Genomic DNA, 21,626 nt, shown 5'->3' on the forward strand with positions numbered 1-21,626 from the left:
ATAATGTTATTATGATACAAGGATTTTCAGCACTGGGGATGCCCGGGAGCAATTAAGGAGTCAAATGTCGCTCAGCCACTTACTTGCGCAAACCCGCCCGGTGATGGAAACGCTGGATGTAGCGGCAAAACCGTCTCTGTGCCCGTCCTGGGTCATCTTTTTTAGCGTGTCCGACAGTAAAAGCCGTGCCCACGTTGTGCGCGGCTGTGGCGAGACATTCGACAAAGCCTGGCAAGAGGGAACGCAGGCGCTGCAACAGTGGCGTAAAAAGAGCGGTCTTAAGGCCTGCTGGCTGCGAGTTGACATGGTCGACAAGGTCGACACGCTACGTTGGGATACGCTGCAAGCTCGTCTGGCGAAGACCAAACGGAACTATTTTCGCTTTGGGCTGAGCCTGGACCCGGCATTTTGCTATGCCATGCTGGAGCAAGATATCGCCGCCAACGCGCTGCTCTATAACGGCGATCACGGCGTTGCTACCCCTAACGCCAGTAACCTTGCCCATTATTCCCGTCGTCGCTTTGGGGCGGTCTTGAACTGGCCTGAGCACCCTGACCAGACGCTGTGGCGTTTCACTACCCGCGCGCTGTTTTGCGATGGCGAGCAGGTATTGCCCATCGAATCGGACGGACGTAACAGCGGCTATCGCCAGTTGCCCGAGTGGCAGGAGACTGCCCTGGAGCCGATGATTGACTCGGCGACGGATTACCTGGCACGCCAGGTGACACCTTCCGGACGTTATCATTACGGCTGGTTCCCCTGCTTTGATCGCGCCATTCCGACCTATAACGCCTTGCGCCATGCCAGCTCGACCTACGCCTTGCTCGAAGGGTGGGAAGTGACCCAACACCCCGCCCATTTTGCGGCTATTGAGCGGGCGCTGGATGCCCTGTGTACCACGTTTATTCGTACCTGCTCCTTGCCCGATGGCGGCGAAGCCGATTTCCTGGTGGATACGGGTGATGAGATCAAACTGGGCGGTAACGCGGTCTGTATCCTGGCGATGGCGAAATATACAGAACTGACCAATGACGAGCGCTATCTGGGTGCGATGGCGCGGCTGGCGGCTGGCATCGGTTTTATGCAGAACGCACAGAACGGGGGCTTCGTACATGTGCTCAATGCCGGGGATTTATCACTCAAGGCGGAGCACCGCATTATCTATTACGACGGGGAAGCCGCCTTTGCCCTGATGCGTCTCTATGGGTTGACGAAGACACCGCGTTGGCTGGAGATGGTCGAGCGGGCAATGGACTATTTTATCGAACAGAAACACTGGCAGGCCCACGACCATTGGCTCAGTTACTGCGTTAATGAACTGACGCTCTACCGGCCGCTGGAACGCTATTATCAGTTCGGTCTGGATAATGTGCGCGGTCATCTCGATTTTGTGCAGGAACGTATTACCACTTACCCCACGTTGCTGGAGTTGATGATGGCGGCGTCGCGGATGATAGAACGGCTTGCCGTTTCGCCATATCAGCACCTGTTAGTGGACTTCGACATGACCGTGTTCAACCAGGCGCTGGAAACCCGTGCCCGCTACCTGGCGAATGGTTTTTTCTGGCCGGAGCTGGCCATGTTTTTTAAAAATCCGCCGCGTATTGTCGGCAGCTTTTTTATTCGTCACCACAGTTATCGCGTCAGGATTGACGATGTCGAGCATTACCTTTCCGGCTATGTCGCGTACCGTAAACGCTGGCTGACGCGACCTGAGCGCGCCATGCAACTGACAATGCCCGTTAGCAACGTTGCCCGGACAGGCTGACATATGCGGCGCCCCCACCGTCATTTTTTGTGTGCAACGTTGCGACGCGGGTTATCCTTCGCGCTGGTGGTGTTGCTTATTTTCTCTCCAGGACTGGGCGCCGGGTGGGATTTTAACGCCATCTCCACGCAAACTGAGCGGCTCTACGGCCCGGCGACGCCAGCCGCCAGGCAGCGGATTGATGAGTGGGCCGCCTTGCTTAAAAATCCACCGCAGGGCACGATTCAGGATAAATTGAATCAGGTAAACCGGTTTTTTAATGCCCGAATGGCGTTCAAAGATGACATTGTCGTCTGGCATCAGCAGGATTATTGGGCAACGCCGATAGAATTTTTACGTAAAGGGGCAGGGGATTGCGAAGATTTTGCGCTGGCGAAATATTTTACGCTGCGTGAGATGGGGGTTCCCGCCAACCAGTTGCGTATTACTTACGTTAAAGCACTTCAGTTAAATCAGGCGCATATGGTGGTGACGTGGTATGCCACCCCTGATGCGATCCCATTAGTACTGGATAACCTGAAAACCGCCATCTTGCCTGCCACACAGCGTACAGATCTGCTCCCGGTTTATGCTTTTAATGGGGAAGGGCTGTGGTTGCCGCAATCCGGCGGGAATAAACGCGTGGGGGACAGTAAACGACTCTCCCGCTGGCAGGATCTTCTCACCAGAATGCGTGCAGAAGGATTTGAAATTAATGAATAGGATGTGGCTATGTCCCTTTATAAGCAGCTACTGATCGGCATCTGTTTATTTACGCTCGTCATTTTCTGCGGCAACTTTTTTGTTTCTCTGGAGGGTTCCAGGGAGCAATACCGGAATCAGCTCAGCGCCCACGCACAGGATGCGGCAACGGCGCTGGGGTTGTCATTGACGACCCATATTGATGATCCGGCAATGACGGAACTGATGGTGAACTCCATCTTTGACAGCGGTTATTTTTACCGTATTCGGGTGGTGGATATTAAAACCAACAAACCCATCATTGAACGCACCGACAATCCGCAAAGCGCCAGCGTGCCGGACTGGTTTGTTCGCATGGTAAATCTGAGTCCAGGGGAAGGCGACGCCATTGTCACGCATGGCTGGACGCAGGTTGCCAGGGTTGAGGTCGTTAGCCATCCGATGTTTGCCCTGGCGCGTCTTTGGGACAATATGGTCGCCAGCTTTTTGTGGCTTATCGGCTGTAGCTTGTTATTTATTCTCGGCGTAACTCTTCTGCTGCGCCGTCTCTTGCGACCGCTTAACTACATTGTGGAGCAGGCGATGGCTATCTGTCGCCGCGAGTTTCTCAATGTTCCCGCGCTGCCGAAAACGCCGGAACTGCGTCGGGTCGTTGAGGCGACCAACCTGATGGTGACGCAACTTGAGGCGTTGTTTGGCGAGCAGGCGCAGCGCACCGAATCCTTGCGCCGGGAGGCTTACCACGACAGCCTGACGGGCCTGAACAACCGTCGCGCTTTTGATATGCAATTGCAGTCGCGTCTGAGCGATGAAGAGAATGACGCGGGTCACCTGATCCTGTTGCGGGTTCAGGATCTTATCGGCCTTAATCAGCGTCTTGGCGGCGCGAAAACCGATAAGCTGCTGATCGCGGTGGCAGATATTCTCAATGGCCTGCAAAAGCATTACTTCCGTAATGAAGGTTTCCTGGCCCGTGTGCGCGGCGGGGAGTTTGCCATCCTTGCCCCGCAGTTCCTGCATAATGAACTCGACAACCTGACTAACACTCTCAGTACCCAGCTTAAGGCGCTGTCAGAAACAGGAATGAGCGACGTGACACCGGTCGCCCATTTCGCTCTGGTGCCCTTCCATGTTGGCGACAAGCCACAGACGATACTGATGCAGGCAGACCAGGCGCTGGCGATGGCGGAAACCGAAATGCGCTTTTTTGCCAGCACGGATATGACGGTTACAGACGATAGCGAAGAGGATCATCATAGCTGGTATACCCGTCTGGATGCGGTACTGACAGACGGTGCTTTCGAGCTTTTCTCGCAGCCGGTTTATGAATGCAACAATGCGCATGTTGTTTTGCATCATAAAGTGCTCGCCCGTATCAGAACGCCGGAGGGCGAGCTGATACCCGCAGGACGTTTTATGCCGTGGATCCACCGCCTCGATCTCAGTCGCCGCATGGATATTGTGATGTTGCAACAGACGCTGCGTGAGATGGAAAAATCAAACCGGCCACTTGCACTGAGTATTAGCGGTGCCAGTGTGGCTGATGACCAAAGCCTTCATGCACTGTTACAACCCTTGGTGAATGCGCCACAATTGGCATCGCGCCTGACGCTGGAACTGGATGAAAACGAGCTACCCGATGCCGAGCGGGTCACTATTCTGGTCAAACGGCTTAAAACGCTGGGCTGCCGTTTAGGGATCCAACATTTTGGCGGCCGGTTCCATCTCATCGGCAATTTGCCGCAGTGGGGGCTTGCCTGGCTCAAAGTTGACGGTAGCTACATTCGTAATATTGATAGTGAAGAAGATAAAAAACTGTTTATCGAGGCCATTTATTGGGCAACCCGACAAATTAATTTGCCACTGATTGCTGAACGTGTCGAAACAGCGGGCGAACTGGCGGTTCTCGAAAATATCGGCCTGTATGGCGCAATGGGGCGCTATTTTGCTGATGCCAGCACCCTGGGTGGAAATTAACCTGTCAGGCTAAAAAGAGGCTGAAAATGTACTACATAGAACGCGATGAAGCGGGGCGTATTATTCAGGTGGAGCTTGTCCCTTTTCATGCCATGACAGAACAAAGTGAAGTCAGCACAGCAGAAATTGACGAATGGATGCGGCAGAGAGAAATTCGTGAGGCATCGCTACTGCAATTGCGGCAGAGCGATCTTGAGATGGTTCGCGTCCTGGAGGACCTGATCGAAGTGCTGATGAGTAAAGGCGTCATCAGCATTACCGATCTGCCACCGGTCGCTCAGGCAAAGCTGACCAGCCGTGCACAGGCGCGTCGTTCGTTGAGTGGTCTGGAAGGATTAATTTCCGATGATGACGATGAGGGATTTATATAATTCGTCATTTTTACTTACTTAATATATATCATGTACGACACAGGGACTATTGACAAAGTCCCTTTTTTTTAACCTAAATTCCTGCCCGCACTACTATTCATTCACTTCATCTATTAATATAAGGTCCTTAAGCGAAGCGGCATCAATAAATCCTCTGCTGGAACGTGCTTTCATTACCTTTGTTACATGTTGCATTACAAATACTAATTAAATTCTCTTTTAGCATTCTACGCCTGGTCAGTGGATGAATTGGGCGAGAACAGGATCGAGGGAACTACACATGAGCGGCGTCTCTGGGATCGTCAAAGCGGTAATAGGACAAGTGTTTGCAGTAGCACCTGATGGCAGCCAGCGTTTATTGGTTGAAGGTGACAGGGTCCTCGAAGGAGAACAGGTCGAGACTGGGGCTTCTGGTGCAATTACCTTGTCTTTGGCGGATGGCAAGCAACTGGACCTTGGCCGTGACAGTCACTGGGACAGTACGGGCAGCGTGACCACTGAACCTACGGCTACTCAGCAACAAGATGTTGCCGCTATACAACAGGCGATCGCAGATGGGCAGGATCCGACGCAAACCCTTGAAGCGCCAGCCGCGGGTCCCCAGTCTGGGGGCACTGGCGGCAGTGATGCTGGCGGTAGCGGCGGTGGATCGCACACACATGTGGTTCTCGATTTAACCGGTCAGATCGTTGACCCTGGTGCCGGATACCCAACGGTTGGCATTGATTTCCCTGATGCCGAACGCCCTCAGGAATTAACGCGGCTTGATCCTGGCGTTGCCACTGCATCAACGCCTGCCGATCCCAATACGAATCCGAACCCGCCCGATGATTCCGACGCCGATGCGGATTCCGACGCAGATGCGGATGCCGATGCGGATGCCGACGCGGATGCGGATTCCGATGCGGATTCCGATGCGGATGCAGATGCGGATGCTGATTCCGACGCGGATGCCGACGCTGATGCAGACGCAGATGCTGACTCGGATGCGGACGCCGATGCCGATGCGGACGCAGATTCCGATGCAGATTCCGACGCTGATGCAGATGCAGACGCGGATTCTGATGCCGATGCAGATGCGGATGCAGATGCGGATGCTGATGCAGATGCGGATGCAGATTCCGATGCCGACGCAGATGCTGATGCAGATTCCGATGCCGACGCGGATGCAGACGCGGATTCTGATGCAGATGCCGACGCCGATGCGGATTCTGATGCGGATTCCGATGCCGACGCCGACGCCGATTCAGACGCCGATGCCGATGCCGATGCGGATGCGGACGCCGATGCCGACGCCGACGCCGACGCGGATGCGGACGCCGATGCAGATTCCGACGCGGATTCCGATGCAGACGCGGATGCAGATGCTGATGCAGATTCCGATGCCGATGCCGATGCGGATTCCGACGCAGACGCTGATGCAGATGCGGATGCCGATGCCGATGCCGATGCCGATGCGGATGCCGACGCGGATTCTGATGCAGATGCCGACGCCGATGCGGATTCTGATGCGGATTCCGATGCCGACGCCGACGCCGATTCAGACGCCGATGCCGATGCGGATGCGGACGCCGATGCCGACGCCGACGCCGACGCGGATGCGGACGCCGATGCAGATTCCGACGCGGATTCCGATGCAGACGCGGATGCAGATGCTGATGCAGATTCCGATGCCGATGCCGATGCGGATTCCGACGCTGACTCTGATGCGGATTCCGACGCAGACGCCGACGCAGACGCCGACGCAGATTCTGATGCCGATGCAGATGCGGATGCAGATGCGGATGCTGATGCTGATGCAGATTCCGATGCCGACGCAGATGCTGATGCAGATTCCGATGCCGACGCAGATGCTGATGCAGATTCCGATGCCGACGCGGACGCGGATGCGGATTCCGACGCAGACGCCGACGCCGACGCCGACGCCGACGCCGACGCCGACGCAGATTCTGATGCCGATGCGGATGCGGATGCTGATGCAGATTCCGATGCCGACGCAGATGCTGATGCAGATTCCGATGCCGACGCGGATGCAGACGCGGATTCTGATGCAGATGCCGACGCCGATGCGGATTCTGATGCGGATTCCGATGCCGACGCCGACGCCGATTCAGACGCCGATGCCGACGCAGATGCCGATGCCGATGCGGATGCCGATGCGGATGCCGATGCGGATGCCGACGCGGATGCGGATTCCGATGCGGATGCAGATGCGGATGCTGATTCCGACGCGGATGCCGACGCTGACGCTGACGCTGATGCAGACGCAGATGCTGACTCGGATGCGGACGCCGATGCCGATGCGGACGCAGATTCCGATGCAGATTCTGATGCGGATTCCGACGCAGACGCAGACGCGGATGCGGATGCCGATGCCGACGCGGATTCTGATGCCGATGCCGATGCCGATGCAGATTCTGATGCAGATTCTGATGCAGATTCTGATGCAGATTCTGATGCAGATTCTGATGCAGATGCCGATGCCGATGCCGATGCCGATGCCGATGCCGATGCCGATGCCGATGCAGATTCTGATGCAGATTCTGATGCAGATGCCGATGCTGATGCAGATGCCGATGCTGATGCTGATGCCGATGCCGATGCCGATGCCGATGCCGATGCCGACGCGGATGCAGACGCTGATGCAGATTCTGATGCCGATGCCGATGCCGATGCCGATGCAGATTCTGATGCAGATGCCGATGCCGATGCCGACGCGGACGCGGATGCGGATGCGGATGCGGATGCCGACGCGGATGCGGATGCAGACTCGGATGCCGACGCGGATGCGGATGCGGATGCCGACGCGGATGCGGATGCGGATGCCGACGCCGATGCTGATGCCGATGCAGATTCAGACGCCGATGCAGACGCGGATGCAGACTCTGATGCCGATGCAGACTCTGATGCCGACGCGGATGCGGATGCGGATGCGGATGCCGACGCGGATTCTGATTCCGACGCGGATGCCGACGCCGACGCGGATGCCGACGCCGATGCCGATGCAGACTCTGATGCGGATGCCGACGCTGACGCCGATGCCGACGCAGATGCCGATGCCGATGCCGACGCGGATGCCGATGCCGATGCCGACGCGGATGCCGATTCCGATGCAGATGCAGATGCAGATGCAGATTCCGACGCGGATTCTGATTCCGACGCGGATGCCGACGCCGATGCGGATTCTGATGCCGACGCCGACGCCGATGCAGACTCTGATGCAGATGCAGATGCAGATGCAGATGCAGACTCGGATGCCGACGCGGATGCGGATGCCGACGCCGATGCCGATGCAGACTCTGATGCGGATGCCGACGCTGACGCCGATGCGGACGCTGATGCCGATGCCGACGCAGATGCGGATGCCGATGCAGACTCTGATGCCGACGCGGATGCGGATGCGGATGCGGATGCGGATGCAGATTCTGATGCGGATGCGGATGCCGACGCCGATGCGGATGCCGATGCCGATGCGGATGCGGACGCCGATGCGGATGCTGATTCCGACGCCGACGCCGACGCCGACGCCGACGCAGACGCAGATGCCGACGCGGATGCCGACGCCGATGCAGACTCTGATGCCGATGCGGACGCCGACGCCGACGCCGACGCGGATTCCGATGCTGACGCCGATGTGAAGCTGACCGTAACGATCACGCCTGGCGGCAAAACAACGGATACGTCAGATAATACGATCACCCATATCAATGGCGGCAGCGGGAACCCGAACGGATACGATATCCAGAACGGCGTGATCGTGGCGATTGGCAGTAACGTACATGTCTGGCTGACGCCGGATAGCCCGGATGGCGCCATCAAGGGCGACTTTGTGCCGAAATCCGACAGCGCGTCGCAGATTCACTATTACACCAGCAGCGGTAATGCCAACACCGACGATAGTGCCAAAGGGCACACCGATATCTTCGTTGTCGGTGACCATACGGGCGGTTATTACCAGCAGAGTGACTGGCCGAACAGCAAATATAATTTCGTCTCCCTCAAAGGGATCACTGGCAACGGCAACGTAACGGAAGGCGATGTCGGCAAAGACTATATTTTTGTTCAGGGTAACAGTGAGGACTACAAGGTAACAGGGGTTCCTCATCCGCAGAACCATCAGAACAACGATATTGATAATTTGCAGATTACCGACGAGAACGGTAAGCATCCTTTTGAAAACGCTAACCATATTGAGGGCGTGGTCTTTGGTGACGGGCCATCGTCATCTCACGGCGGCAGCACCACCACAAGCTACACGGTCACGTTGAATCTTGACGTTAACCTCGAAAGCTCCGACAGCAATGACCATCTGAACGCCATTACGGTTGGCGGGATCCCTGAACACGCGACCTTTAGCGGCAATTACACGGATGTCACTTATGATGCGGTCAACAAGGTCTATGTTCTGACCTTTGCCAGCGACACGACACACTATTCCGGACAGGTCAGCGTTGAATTACCGGATGGCAAGAGCACACTTGGCGATATTACTCTGGATGTCGACTCCACCGCGTCCGATCAACTCGAACACCATTTCACCTTTGATGGTGAAGAGGGCGGGCAGCACATCAGCGACAGCCATAGTGATGGCGCAGATGTAAACCATCTTGCAGATGCGTCTGACGAGACACATATGACGTTGAGTCATATCGCCGATGAGAGCCATTCAGACAGTGACTCGCTGTCGGATACCGACAGTCAGGCGCGGATGAGCAGCAGCGCCGCAAATGACACGCAAACGACAGAAGCTGATCATAGTTTGCTCACTGACAGTAGCCACAGCGCATCGTTAATTGATGACACAAGCTTAATGCTCACTCCGCTGGCTGCCGATAACACATCCGGTCACGCAGAGACACCGACGGCATCGGCGGATAACGCGATGACGCCTCTCTCTGCCCATGCGCAGGAGGAGGCGGCAAACACCCCGACCACCGCCGTGGACAATGACCAGCAGTTGAACTTTAGCGACATCATCCATGATGAAGAACATCACGACCTCAGCAGTTTGATCCAGGCGGGGCCGCAGAGTGAAACGGCGAATAACCCGACGGAAGCCGAGCATGTCCCGGCCGAAGGCGGTATGACTGCGAATACTGATAGTTACGATGCTGGCCACGAAGCGATGGTTGATAACCTGATCTCTAAACCGGAAGAAACAACCTGATAAGCCGCCGCTTAGCGCCCCTGGGTGGCTAAGCGGCCTGTCACCGCAATGTGAATTCAGGGCTGGCGAGAGATTACGAGCAATTAAAACAGCCAGGACGCAATTTCTCCCCCGGTTCCGTGGCATTTTCCCTGGTGGGTCATCCCCACAATCAGGGGCATAACGAAAAGGAAGACAAGAATGAAATATGGTAGCCAGTTATTCATGGGTGCAGCGTTGACTGTGTGCGCGACACAGAGCCAGGCTACTACCCTTGAGCAGGCGGTAAAAGACAGCCTGATATGGCACCCACAAGTTAACGCCTCGGCAAACAGTCGATACTCCGCTGAACAGGATCTTCGCGCCGCCAAAGGCGGTTATCTGCCTTCGCTGGATCTCACCGCCGGTAGCGGCTGGGAACAAACCGACAATTCCACGACCCGCGCGGCGGGCGAGCATTTGCGTAACCTGAACCGCAGCGAATCGGCTATTAATCTTACGCAAAACGTCTTTAATGGCTTTGCGACTACCAGCGAAGTCGCGCGTCAGAAAGCAACGGTAAACTCGCGCGCCTGGACCGTGTTGAATACCAGCGAAAGCACCGCCCTGCAGGCTATTCAAAGTTATCTTGATGTGCTGATGCGTGAGCAGATGGTAAAACTGGCGGAAGACAACCTGCACAATCACGAGCGCGTGTTTGATCAAATTCGCCTGCGCACCGCCCAGGGGGTAGGCCGCCAGGCCGATTACGATCAGGCGGAAGCCCGCCTGGCGCAGGCGCGGAACAATCTCCTGACCGAACAAACCAACCTTGAAGACTCCAGAGCTAACTATCAAAGCGTTACCGGCAAAGATGCCGACACGCTGGTGATGCCAGGCAAGATTACGGTTCCCGCCTCACTGGAGGCCGCCCGCAAAGTGATGCTGGAAAACAACGCGCTGCTCAAACAGGCTGATGCCGATGTGGAAGCGACACGCCAGCAGTATGAAGCGCAGAAATCGCGTTTTTACCCGAATGTTAACGTCGAAGTCGGTCGCACGATGGACAACAACCTTGACGGTACGCGCGGACATAACCAGGAATGGCAGGCAATGGTGCGTATGCGCTACAACCTGTACAACGGTGGCAGCGACCAGGCGACACTCACCTCTTACGCCTACAAAATGAAAGAGGCTCAGGATGTGAAAAATAATGCCCTGCGCCAGTTAAACGAGGAGTTGCGTCTTGCCTGGAATGCGAAGAACAACGCTGAACAACAGGTGCCGATCGCCAAAGAATATGCTGAGCGTAGCGTGACGGTGCGCAGCGCCTATCAGGAACAGTTCAGCCTGGGCGACCGTACGCTGCTCGATATGCTCGACAGTGAAAATGAAGTCTTCACGGCACAACGCCGTTACGTTGAACTGCAATTTGTCGACATGTTTACGACCTATCGCATCAGTGCCCGTACGGGGGAACTGCTTAAGAGTCTGAACATTCAGCCGCCATCGGCCTCACAGCCGCTTGATCAGGCTCAGCGTACGCAGGCGGAACTGCCGGAACTGAATTAATACGGCTCTAAAGAGTTGTGGGGTGACTGGCGGCATAAAACCGGCGCTCACCTCGCTGTTTATGACCTGCGGCCTGAGTCTGCAGAACACTGAGGCAAAGAATGACGCCTGCTACTGACACGCCTGAGAACGTCGACATTTCCCCCGAAGCCCCGGTCAGGCACGATCCCCGGCAAACCCATGATGATCCGTTGCTGGACGCGCTGATGATCATCTGCAAGATGCATAACATCGCAACCAGCCGTACTGTTCTGACGACCGGGTTGCCGCTGGCGACCCATTCGCTGACGCTGGAGGCGTTTCCACGTGCCGCGGGGCGTGCGGGGCTGAAAGCGCGTGTGGTACAACGCCCTCTTGATAACATTACCGCGCTGTCGCTGCCTGCCATTCTGTTGCTGAAAAACGATCAGGCGGCCGTATTAATCGGCTGGGATGACAACCAGCAGGCCCGACTGCTGCCCAGTGAAACGGAAGGCGGGGAAATTACGCTATCACGGGAAACGTTGGCGGAAAATTACAGCGGCAGGGCGATTTTTATCTCCCCGGAACATGAGTTTGACGCCCAGCCGACGGCCACGTTACCACGAACGACCGCCTGGTTTCAGGACACCCTTAAACTCTCAAAATTCCTCTACTTCGATGCGGTGATTGCCAGCTTTCTGGTCAATCTTGTGGCGCTGTGCGCCCCATTGTTTGTGATGAACGTTTATGACCGGGTTGTGCCTAATCAGGCAACGGCCACCCTATGGGTACTGGCCATTGGGGTGAGTATTGCGTTTGTTTTCGATTTTGTACTGAAAATCTTGCGGGGGATTTGCCTCGATCTGGCGGGTAAAAAGACCGACCTGGTGGTCTCCTCGGCGCTGTTCGAGCGGCTTTTAGGGATGAAGATGAAGCTGCGTCCAAAGCGGGTGGGCAGCTTTGCGCAGAACTTCCAGGAGTTCCAGTCGATTCGTGATTTCCTGTCGTCGCTGACGCTGACGGCCTTTATTGATTTCCCCTTCACCTTGTTAATTTTATTGGTGATTGGAGTTATTGGTGGCCCACTGGTGCTGATCCCGCTGCTTTCCTATCCGCTGGCGTTGCTGGTGAGCTGGCTTATTCAGCGCCCGCTGATGTCACGGGTACAAAAAACCTATCAACTGGCCAATGAGCGTCAGGCGATGCTGGTAGAGACACTGACCGGCCTTGACGCTATCAAAATCAATAACGCGCAGAGTGAGCGCCAGTACCAATGGGAGCATCTCACCGGCCAGTTGAGCAAACTGGAGCTGCGGGTGAAATCACTCTCCTACGTGGCGGTGAATTTTACCTCCTGGCTGCAACAGGCCAGCGGCGTGGCAATTATTGTCGCCGGGGTATATGTCATCATCGGCGGCAATCTCAGCATGGGCGGGCTGATTGCCTGCTACCTGTTGCATCGCCGTGCGATGATGCCCATCGGCCAGCTTTGCAGTCTGATTACCCGTTACCAGCGTGCGCGAATGACGAAATCGACCATCGACAGAATGATGGGGCTGGAGCAGGAAGTGCAGGAGGGTGAGGTACCGCTTAAGCGTGAAACCCTTTCGGGGGCAATTGAACTGCGTGATGTGACCTTTTGCTATCCGGGCAACCAGTATGCCTCGCTAAGTAACGTTTCACTGGTCATTAAGCCCGGTGAAAAGGTGGGCATAATCGGTCGTAGCGGTTCAGGAAAAAGCTCGCTGGCGAAATTGCTGGTCGGTTTTTACCAGCCGGACAGCGGCAGCGTGTTGATTGACGGTATCGACCTTCGCCAGATCGATGTGCACGATTTGCGGCATAACATTGGTTACGCGCCGCAGGACATCCACCTGTTCAACGGCACGCTACGGGAAAACCTGCTCTACGGCGCAAGCTATGTTGACGACGAGACCATGCTGCGGGTCGCGAACCTGACCGGCGTGCATGAGTTTGCCCGCCGTCATCCCTCTGGCTACAACATGCAGGTTGGCGAACGTGGCATGAGCCTTTCCGGCGGGCAGCGTCAGGCGGTTACGCTGGCGCGGGCGTTATTGCTCGACCCGCCGGTCCTGCTGATGGACGAGCCCACCAGTTCAATGGACAACACCAGTGAAGATCTGATTAAAAAAGCACTGGCACCGGTTATCAGCAACAAGACGCTATTGCTGGTGACGCACCGTGCGTCGCTGCTGTCGCTGGTTGATCGGCTGATTATCGTCGACAACGGTAAGATCATTGCCGACGGCCCGAAAGAGAGCGTCATGAACGCGCTGAAAAAGGGACAAATTCATGCGAATCGTTGATGCGCTTAGCCGCCTGATGAACTGGCTCTCAGGAGAGAAACCGTCAGCAACCTTTACCACCAATGAGGTTAACAAGGCGCTGCTTGATGATGCGCCCCGCGTGGTGCGGGTAACCTTATGGGCCATTTTCGCATTCTTTATTGCGATGATCGTCTGGGCTTCGCTGGCCGAGATTGATGAAGTGACACGCGGGGAAGGGCGGGCCATTCCCTCATCCCGTCTGCAGAAAGTCCAGAACCTTGAAGGGGGGATCGTTGCCGAAGTTTTTGCCCATGAAGGCGAAGTGGTACAAGCCGGTGCGCCGCTGCTGCGTCTGGATGACACCCGTTTTCGCTCTAACGCCGGAGAAAGCGAGGCCGATAAGCTGGCGCTTGAAGCACGGATCCAGCGCCTGACCGCTCAGCTTGATGAGGCCAGCGAACTAACGCTGTCGCCGGAAATAGTCAGTCAGGCGCCGGAAATCGCCAGTGGGGAAATGGCGCTGTTCACCAGCGTCAATAAACGCATTCAGAGTGAACTTGCCGGACTGAACGAACAGTTGATTCAGAAGAAACAGGAACTGCTCGATTTCCAGGGCAAACTGACGCAGTACCGCCGTAGCCTTGAGTTACAGCAGCAAGAGATCACCATGTCTGAACCGCTGGTGGCAAAAGGCGCTATCTCAAAAGTGGAAATGCTGCGTCTGCGTCGCGCCGGGGTTGAGACGCAGGGGCAACTGGATTCCGTCATTCTTGCTATTCCGCGCGCGCAGGCGGCAATCAAGGAGATTGAAAACAAGGTCAGTGAAACGCGAGGGCGCTATCGCAGCGAAGCGCTGGAACAACTGAACCAGGCCCGTACCGATCTGAGTAAAATTGAAGCATCAGGTAAAGCAATTACCGACCGGGTGAACCGCACACTGGTGACTTCACCGGTTCGCGGCATCGTCCAGCAACTGCTGGTGAACACCATTGGTGGGGTGATCCAGCCGGGCAATGACATTGTGGAAATTGTTCCACTTGATGACACGTTGCTGGTTGAGGCCAAAATTCGTCCCCAGGACATCGCCTTTTTGCGACCGGGGCAGGAAGCAACGGTAAAATTCACCGCCTATGACTACACCATTTACGGTGGGCTTAAGGGCAAACTAGAACAAATAAGCCCCGACACGGTGACCGACAAAGACGGGAAGAGTTTTTATATTATTCGCCTGCGTACCGATAAAAACCACCTCGGCACGGATGAAAAACCGCTGTTGATTATTCCTGGCATGGTGGCCTCGGTGGATATCATTACCGGCAAGAAAACCATTCTGGCGTATTTGCTTAAGCCTATTCTGCGCGCCAAAGCAGAAGCGTTCCGCGAGCGCTAAGCGTTGAAGTCAAAAAGCCTGCGGCAAGCAGGCTTTTTATTTGTTAAAGAGCCCAGGCCTGCACCAGTCAGATATCCTTAAATTCGCCTCAATAACCCCCTATTTTTTATGGTCTTGAATCTGCAAGGTGCGTAACGAACGCCGTCTTCTCCACCTGCCTTTTGTACGCTGATTTTCACTTCTACTTTGAGTTTAACTCACAATGAGTTGCAGTTTTTATCGTTTTGCAAACGAGAATCTTTCAACAATACTGAGACAGTAAACCAGACCGAGAGGTTTTTTCATTAACGAACACACTATTTATCTGGTGGAGAGTTGTTTGTATTTATCGGCCTTTTTAAGGCTCTCAAAATAAACTCTTTTTCACGTTGCGATACGTTATTTCAGCATCTTTGGAATGCAGGTATTTATTTTGGTGAGTCACGAGATTAAAGCAACAGATAAAAATCCTCACTACAAGTTGAATTAAGACTGTCAGTTTTACAAGGTGCATAAGATGACATTAGAGATGTTGAATTATTTAATTGAATTAGCATTAAACAATACCTCGAGCTCACCTGATATGAAAAAAAACGCAGATGGTCATCAACAGCCAGCAGATGATGAATTGTCAGCTTTTATTGCATCCCTTTCACAACAAAAAGAGAGTGGTGATACGCTGTCAAAAATGAAATATCGCTTATCACTGCTCTCTGCTGCACAACAAGATTCGAAAAAAGCAGAACAATTATTAGCTGCTAATACCCCGACGGAAGAAGAAGCCTGGCCGATAATGGATTTCACCCACTGGCCTGCGGTGCGTTATGCCGGCTCAGGTGAGGCACAGACGCCTGAATCCGAAGCCTATTTTCAGCGTATCTCAGCCGCGGCGGCGACGATACGCTCTGCCATTACCGATGCAGAACGCGCCAAAGGTACCTCTTCATTCCATATTCTTGAAAAGATTCTGGCCCTGAATAGCGCTTTGCCTGAACGGTATAAAGCGATGGCAAATATTCAGTATTAGTCGCCAGGTATATCTTCGGGATAATAAGGCGGGTATGACGATGTATTGTTATTTGCCGTAAATATGAGGTAAATAACAAGCAAGTATTACCCGAGGTTTACCCATGCTGGTGCCATACCTGCACAGACCGGGTGAGAGATGTCAACGACAGCTTTCCCCGCGAACTGGCCTGCTGCTGCAAGACGCCACGATATATTTTTAACAAGCAACACTCTTCCAGTCGTTATCTTCACTTTTAACCAGTACAGAAGTCTGGCCGGCGTGAAAACCCTGTATAAGGTTTCGCCGCGCTGGACTCAGGCTCGCTCTGGTCATTCTACGCTCTCCACATCCTGCAATCCGTCAGTTCTCTACAGCTTCATCAGAAAGCCCACTGATAATAATTTTTCTGCCGATGCGAATATTTGCGTTAGGTAAACTTAACTTAATAATTGACTATGTTTTACAGGTTTTATTACACGATTACATACCTTGACACAGATGTTATCAATAGGTAATTATGACGTGAAGCAATAGTCTTTTTCTTATTTATGACTCGTTATACCGGCCACGCCATTTATCCACTAACGGTGACGTCGGGATAACATGAGCAACATCAGGATCGACGAGTCTTTTATCTTTCTTTAATAAAGGGCTCATCAGACAATGGGGATTCGTTCAGATCGTCACTGTTATTACATACTTACTGTAATCAGTCTTTTTTTACCCTTTGTCATTTCAGTCACCCAGGCTGAGGCCGCCACCCTTTCGTCGTCGTCACACCGTATTTCTGAGGATACCTCGCCGGGTGGTCTGTTTGCCGCGTTGCGCAGCACGATGCTCCATCACCCCAGTCTGGCCAGTCAGCAGGCGCTTGTGCGTTCCAAAGAGGCCAGCGCCGACAGCGCCCGCGCGGCACGTTTGCCAACGCTTGGTGCCAGTGCCGGGACGGGGCAAATTTCGGGTTACAGTGATTCCCGTACGACCACGCTGAGTGTTTCGCAACCGTTATGGGCTTTTGGGCGTATCGACAGTGCTATTGACTACGCCGACAATGACACCCTTGCTCAGCAAGCCACGGCCTGGGCTACCCGTCGTGAATTGCTGGAAGATACCGCGGTGGCTTACGCGAATATACAGGGTATTCGCGAGCGTCTTGCCGTTGCTGAATCAAACGTTAACAATCATCAGGCGTTGCAGGAACAAATCCAGCGCCGCGCGCAAGGGGGGCTGGCTTCTCCAGCCGATGTCAGCCTTGCGAAGGCCCGCTTGTTACAGGCACGCTCATCGCTCGAACAGGCCAAATCGGACCTGCGTACCGCCGAGTCCACGCTGTTATCCCTGACTCAGGTGCCGATCGCAAGCGAACTGCCGATCCCTGGCAGCATCCTCAAGTTGCCTGCGGATACTTCTATACAGGAACAAATCCTTGCACAGAGTGCGACGGTGCGAGCACGTGAAGCGGCGGTTACGCTTGCCGAAGCTGATGTGGAACGTCAGCGCACCTCATCGCGACCGACCGTCTCCCTGCAAGCCGCGCGCAACGAATATTCAGGTATGCCCAACCAGAGAAATAATAATACGGTCAATGTGGTTGTGACCGGCACGATGGAGGGGCTGGGGCTGGTCTCCCGTGGCCTCCAGAACGCGGCGCTGGAACGCGTGGAATCCGCACGACAGGATCTGGCCGAACAACGCCACAGCGAAGACATTCAAACGCGCCAGTTGCTTGATCAGCGTGATGCTAACCAAACGCTGATTGCCGGTTATGAACAGTCTGTCGTCGAACTTAGCGGCACGCTGGCCTCGTTCCGTCGCCAGTACGAATCGGGTTACAAGAGCTGGCTGGATGTCCTCAACGCCGTACGCGAATTAACCGAACAACAACAAGCGCTGGTATCGGTGCGATCGGCATGGCGGGTCGATTGCCTGCGCCTGGCCGCACGCACGGGCCGTATGGACGATACCACTGGCGCCCTGACCACGGGCACTCAATTTGCTAACACGTCTGCGAGCCATCCCTGATGATACCTGTTCCTCTTCCTGAATTACTGGCCTTGCTGGACAAGCTACATGCCCCGGTGAATAAAGCGGCATTAACGCAGGCGTATGCCCGCGCGCAGGCCGTTCCACCGTTAACCGATCGTCCACAGGATTATGTGCGCGGTTTGCTGTCAGACGCGGGAATGAAAGATATCCGGCTGGCGTTGTTCCCCTGGCGGCGTTTTGATCCCCGTCACCTCCCGGCACTGATGTGGCACGAACAGACATGGTGGCTGGCTGAACGGCACAACGAAGAGGGGAGAGCCGATACCCTTACGCTGACCCGTGAAGGTGTCGAACCCCGAACGCTGGCGATAGACGACATTGTGACCGGCGCGCCGGGGACGACGGCGGGTGACGAAACGGCTGTACTCTGGTTCAGCCTGGCTTCACACGTACAGTCAGAGAACCTCTCTGACAGCGAAAATCCGGCTATGCGCCTGGTCTGGCGAGAACTGTTGCGCGATCGCCGCTGGGTGTTCCGGGTAGCTGCCGCCACGCTGCTGGTGAACATTCTGGCCATTCCCACATCACTCTTCGCTATGCAGGTCTACGATCGTGTCGTGCCCACCCTGGCCTGGGCGACACTGACTACGCTTGTGGCGGGGATGGGGTTGGTTGTAGGACTGGACTGGCTGCTCAAAACATTGCGTGCCCACATTATGGACAGCGTTGCCAGCAGTGTGGATAAACGCCTTTCCCAGCATGTTTATGAACATCTGTTGCACCTGCAACTCGACCAACAGCCCGGTAGCCTGGGCACGCTGGCCGCGCAGGTAGGGGCGCTGGATTCGGTTCGACAAGTTTTCTCTGCCGGTCTTGTCTTCGGAATCGTGGATCTGCCGTTCGCATTACTGTTTATCGGGATTATTGGTCTGATCGGGGGGCCAGTCGGCTGGGTTTACCTGGGAATGCTCCCCATCGCGCTGGCGCTGGGTCTGTATACCCGTCTGCGCTTACGCCGTCTCACGCGCCAACAAATGCTGCGCAGCAATGAGCGTCTGGGGCTGTTAGTCGACAGTATCCGCGGTGCCGAAACCCTGCGCGCCAGTCATGCTGGCTGGCGTTTTGCGCAAGACTGGCAGACGCTCAGTCATTCCATCGCAGGCTACAGTATTCAACAAAAATCCCTCAGCCAGTTTTGTACGAACACCACCGCCAGCCTGTCGACGCTGGCCTATATCATGGGCATTGTTGTTGGGGTATGGGGCGTTGAAGCCGGCTATTTGACCACCGGGGGCATGGTCGCGTGCAGTATTCTGGGGGGCCGTGTTATCGGGCCGGTGAGCCAGGGCGTTCAGTATCTGATGCAGTGGCAGCAGGTCCGGGAGGCGCTGGATATGGTGAACAACCTGCTGCGTAAACCTACAGAGCGCCGCGCCGGACAGACCCTGCTGCTGCCCGATCGCCTGCCAGAACATATTAGTGTCGAAAAGCTGCGCTTTGCCTTTCCGCAGTCTCCGGTACAACAACTCAATATTCCCGCACTCCACTTTCACGCTGGTGAACGTGTTCTGCTGTTGGGCCCTGTTGGCGGCGGTAAATCAACGTTGCTCAAGATCCTGGCCGGACTCTATCGCCCCGGTGAGGGCCGTGTCCGCCTGGGCGATGTGGATCTGTGGGAGATCGATCCCCAGGTGGTCAGCGCTCAGGTTGGCTATCTGCCACAAGCGGTGCAGCTCTTCAAAGGGACGCTGCGAAGCAATCTGATGCTCGCAGGCGCAGTCAGCGACACCACGCTGACAGACATCACCCGCGATCTGGCGCTGGATCAGGTGGCGGCCAGTAATCCGCTGGGTATGGATATGCCTATCAGCGAGGGGGGCTCAGGTCTCTCTGGCGGTCAGCGCCAGCTTGTTGGCCTGGCGCGTGTGCTGATGTCCCGTCCTCGTATCTGGCTTCTGGATGAACCGACGGCCTCGCTGGATGGCGAAGCGGAGACGCGTGTCTGGAAAGCATTACAAGCCAGGCTGCAGCCGGAAGATATCCTGATCGTCGCCACTCACCGTCCGATGGCGGCCGTTAATTTTGCTACCCGCGTGCTTGTCGTACAGGAAGGTACTGTCGTACGTGATGGTACTCCTGACAAGGTGTTGCCAGGACTGATGGCCCGCGCCACTGGCTCGCGTCCCGCCGCTGAGGTAACGAACGTGAAAACACACATGCCCGCAGCATCACATTCAGCAGGAGTCCTTCATGGCCGTTGAACTGTTTGACGACGAGGTCGCTGACGCCGCTCGCGTGAATCGTCTGGAAAATTACTACCGTAGCCGAGTCCCGGCAGGGCTTATCTGGAGCATCGTCGTACTGGTGCTGGGTTTTGTCATATGGGCTATGTATTTTCGCATTGATGAAGTGGCACGGGCACACGGTGAGGTTATCGCCAGCAGCCGTGTGCAGATCATCCAGACCGTGGACGGTGGCGTACTTTCCGAACTGCGTGTCAAAGAGGGTGATCATGTTAAGGCGGGGCAGATTCTGGCTCGCCTCGATCCAACTCGCGTGGAGGCGGCGGCAGGTGAAGTGGACGCGCGCATCGCCGGTCTCAGGGCGCGCATTGCCCGACTTCGCGCAGAATCAACGGGACAATCCGCTCCCCAGTTCCCCGCCGATCCCGGTCCGGCGTTACGCGAGCAGGCCGATATTGAACGCGCACTGTTTCTGCAACGCCGTCAGAGCCTGCAGGAAGATATAACAGCGCTGCAAACCGCCGTGAATTTAGCCAACCAGAAGCTCAGCCTGGTGAACGGGCTGGAACGCTCTGGCGATGTTAGCGCCAGTGAGCGGCTTAATGCACAGCGCGAGCTTAACGAGGCTCGTGCCCGCCTGCTTGGTCGGCGCAATAAGTTTTTGGATGATGCGCGGGCCGATCTCACCAAGGCAGAAGATGATCTGGGCCAGACCTTGCAACAGATGGCCGGTCGTCGCCAGCAGGTACACGATACGGTGTTTACGGCCATGGGGCCTGGGATTGTTAAAAATGTCCGCGTCACCACGCTGGGCGGGGTATTACGTGCCGGTGATGAGATTATGCAAATCGTCCCGTCAGATGATGCCCTCATCATAGAAGCCAAGGTTCTGCCTGCTGATATTGCCCGCGTTCAGGTTGGATTACCGGCTACTGTGCGCCTTGATCCCTTCGATTACACCATTTATGGGGCATTGCAGGGTGAAGTGATTTACGTATCGGCCGATACCCTTAAAGAAAACACCTCGCGTGGCGAGGAGATCTACTACCGCGTCCATGTTCGTTTGAAAAGCCATGCAGAAGGTCTGTCAGACCATCAGGAAGATGGGCAACTTGTGCGCAGTACGACAGGTCGTCAGCTTGACATCCTGCCGGGCATGACATCCCAGCTCGACATCCGTACCGGTGATCGCACGCTGATGGACTTCTTACTTAAACCTTTGCGTAAAACACTCAGTGAATCATTCCAGGAGCGATGACACCGCCGGTGACCGTTG

The 21,626-nt window shown here is 55.3% G+C and carries 12 protein-coding genes; all 12 read left to right on the forward strand.

Annotated elements, in window-relative coordinates; genetic code table 11:
* Positions 1 to 64: 64 nt before the first annotated feature.
* The 12 genes from C5523_RS07560 (at position 65) to C5523_RS07615 (ending at position 21,608) form a co-directional block, all read left to right on the forward strand.
* Positions 65 to 1,768: a Mur ligase gene (locus C5523_RS07560; protein WP_178030042.1), complete on the forward strand. Its 1,704-nt coding sequence runs from the start codon at positions 65 to 67 to the stop codon at positions 1,766 to 1,768.
* Between the two features lie 3 nt (positions 1,769 to 1,771).
* The gene (lapG, locus tag C5523_RS07565) at positions 1,772 to 2,470 is read left to right on the forward strand and encodes a cysteine protease LapG (protein WP_108700865.1); all 699 of its coding nucleotides are present in this window, start codon (positions 1,772 to 1,774) and stop codon (positions 2,468 to 2,470) included.
* 9 nt (positions 2,471 to 2,479) lie between these two features.
* The gene (gene lapD / locus C5523_RS07570; RefSeq protein ID WP_071196166.1) at positions 2,480 to 4,426 is read left to right on the forward strand and encodes a cyclic di-GMP receptor LapD; all 1,947 of its coding nucleotides are present in this window, start codon (positions 2,480 to 2,482) and stop codon (positions 4,424 to 4,426) included.
* A 26-nt stretch (positions 4,427 to 4,452) separates the two neighbouring features.
* Positions 4,453 to 4,797 (forward strand): tryptophan synthase subunit beta, encoded by a 345-nt coding sequence (locus C5523_RS07575; protein WP_079496204.1) that lies wholly within the window; start codon positions 4,453 to 4,455, stop codon positions 4,795 to 4,797.
* A 280-nt stretch (positions 4,798 to 5,077) separates the two neighbouring features.
* Positions 5,078 to 9,964, forward strand: a complete 4,887-nt coding sequence (locus tag C5523_RS27540) for a hypothetical protein (protein WP_178030043.1) — start codon at positions 5,078 to 5,080, stop codon at positions 9,962 to 9,964.
* Positions 9,965 to 10,144: 180 nt separating this feature from the next.
* On the forward strand, positions 10,145 to 11,494 hold the full coding sequence (locus tag C5523_RS07585) for a TolC family outer membrane protein (protein ID WP_108700866.1): 1,350 nt from the start codon (positions 10,145 to 10,147) through the stop codon (positions 11,492 to 11,494).
* 101 nt (positions 11,495 to 11,595) lie between these two features.
* Positions 11,596 to 13,782 carry a type I secretion system permease/ATPase gene (locus C5523_RS07590; protein ID WP_108700867.1) on the forward strand — a complete coding sequence of 729 codons (2,187 nt, stop codon included), beginning with the start codon at positions 11,596 to 11,598 and terminating at the stop codon, positions 13,780 to 13,782.
* Positions 13,769 to 15,133, forward strand: coding sequence for an HlyD family type I secretion periplasmic adaptor subunit (locus C5523_RS07595; protein WP_039079769.1), 1,365 nt, complete (start codon positions 13,769 to 13,771; stop codon positions 15,131 to 15,133). The genes C5523_RS07590 and C5523_RS07595 overlap by 14 nt, the downstream gene beginning before the upstream one ends.
* 496 nt (positions 15,134 to 15,629) lie before the next feature.
* Complete coding sequence (locus tag C5523_RS07600) at positions 15,630 to 16,139, forward strand: hypothetical protein (protein WP_108700868.1); 510 nt, start codon at positions 15,630 to 15,632, stop codon at positions 16,137 to 16,139.
* A 645-nt stretch (positions 16,140 to 16,784) separates the two neighbouring features.
* On the forward strand, positions 16,785 to 18,143 hold the full coding sequence (locus C5523_RS07605; RefSeq protein ID WP_039079771.1) for a TolC family protein: 1,359 nt from the start codon (positions 16,785 to 16,787) through the stop codon (positions 18,141 to 18,143).
* On the forward strand, positions 18,143 to 20,368 hold the full coding sequence (locus C5523_RS07610) for an ATP-binding cassette domain-containing protein (protein WP_071196170.1): 2,226 nt from the start codon (positions 18,143 to 18,145) through the stop codon (positions 20,366 to 20,368). Before C5523_RS07605 ends, C5523_RS07610 begins: the two co-directional genes overlap by 1 nt.
* Complete coding sequence (locus C5523_RS07615) at positions 20,358 to 21,608, forward strand: HlyD family efflux transporter periplasmic adaptor subunit (protein WP_079496207.1); 1,251 nt, start codon at positions 20,358 to 20,360, stop codon at positions 21,606 to 21,608. Before C5523_RS07610 ends, C5523_RS07615 begins: the two co-directional genes overlap by 11 nt.
* The last annotated feature ends 18 nt before the right edge of the window (positions 21,609 to 21,626 follow it).

The sequence above is a fragment of the Phytobacter sp. SCO41 genome (assembly GCF_003073275.1).
Taxonomy (GTDB): domain Bacteria; phylum Pseudomonadota; class Gammaproteobacteria; order Enterobacterales; family Enterobacteriaceae; genus Phytobacter; species Phytobacter diazotrophicus.